1 protein-coding gene is annotated in these 1469 nt (G+C 69.4%); it reads left to right on the top strand.

All coding sequences use genetic code 11. The features are described 5' to 3' along the window. Positions 1 to 148 precede the first annotated feature (148 nt). On the top strand, positions 149 to 1447 hold the full coding sequence (locus FREUN1FDRAFT_RS39050) for an IS701 family transposase (RefSeq protein ID WP_035957680.1): 1299 nt from the start codon (positions 149 to 151) through the stop codon (positions 1445 to 1447). The last annotated feature ends 22 nt before the right edge of the window (positions 1448 to 1469 follow it).

Here is a 1469-nt window from a genome sequence, read left to right as displayed (position 1 = left end):
TAGTACTCCAGCCCGACTTCTGTGATCGTTTAGATCTGGTGGGTCATGGTTGGGTGGCGGGGCTGAGGAGGGACGCGGGTCCGGGAACGTAAGAGACCACCGGTGATCCTCGCGGTTTGTGACGACACGTGAAGATCAGCCGGCGGCCGTGTGCCCCAGCGTAGACCCCGACGGGTGGCTTGAAGCGTTCGAGGGGCTCGCGGGCCGGCTCGACCGCCGGTTCCGTCGGCCGGAGTCCCGTCGGCGGATGCGCCGGTTCCTGCGCGGTCTGATGGCCGGGCTGCCTCGGGTGAACTGCTGGACGTTGGCCGAGTACGCCGGGGAGGCCTCACCGGGTGGGATGCAGCATTTCCTGGCCGAGGCGGTGTGGGACGACGACGGTCTGCGCGCTGACCTGCGTGACTACGTCGTCGAACGGTTCGGCGACCCCGAGGCGGTGTTCGTCTTCGACGAGACCGGCGACGTGAAGAAGGGATCGATGACCGTCGGTGTCCAGCGCCAGTACACCGGCACAGCCGGACGGATCGAGAACGCGCAGGTCGCGGTCTACCTGACCTACGCCACCCCGACCGGGCACGCGTTCCTCGACAACGCCCTGTACATGCCGAGATCGTGGATGGCGGACCCCGAACGCCGCCGGGCCGCGGGTGTCCCCGACGACCTGGTGTTCCAGACCAAACCCGCACTCGCCCGCCGCCTGGTCGCCACCGCGCTCGACGCCGGAGTCCCCGGCCGCTGGGCCACCGGCGACGAGGTCTACGGCAACGACCCGGCGCTGCGCGCCACCCTCGCCCGCCGCGAGCTCGGCTACGTCCTCGCGGTCGCGAAGACCCACCAGATCGACACGAAGGCCGGCAGGAGCAAAGCGATCGACCTCGCCGTCACCCTGCCCGCCACCGCCTGGAACAGAATCTCCGCCGGGCTCGGAGCCAAGGGCCAGCGGCTCTACGACTGGGCGCTCATCGCGACCACCGACCAGGACCTACCCGGCCAGCACCATCTCCTGATCCGCCGGAACATCACCACCGGCGAGTACGCGTTCTACCGGACCCACCACCCGACCCCGGTCCCGCTGGCCACCTATGTCCGCGTCGCCGGGATCCGCTGGAACGTGGAGGACGACTTCCAGTCCTCCAAGGAACTCGCCGCCCTCGACGAGCACCAGGTCCGCCGCTGGACCAGCTGGCACCGCTGGACCCTGCTCGCGATGCTCGCCCACGCCTTCCTCGCCGTCACCACCGCCCGGGCCCATGACACCGAACCCGCCGACGGGCTGATCCCGCTCACCGTCAACGAGGTCCGCCACCTCATCATCCAGCTCGCGATGCCCCGACCCGCCCCGGCCGCCGGCTTCGTGCTGGCCTGGTCCCGGTGGCGACGCCGCCACCAGGCACGCGCACAAATCAGCCACTACCACCGCCAGGCCGAAGCCCTACAACTCAACTGATCACAAAAGTCGGGCTGGAGTA

The organism is Parafrankia sp. EUN1f, from assembly GCF_000177675.1.
Lineage (GTDB): Bacteria > Actinomycetota > Actinomycetes > Frankiales > Frankiaceae > Parafrankia.
The sequence above is the reverse complement of the archived record's forward strand: the minus strand, read 5'-3'. Positions and strand labels throughout refer to the sequence as shown.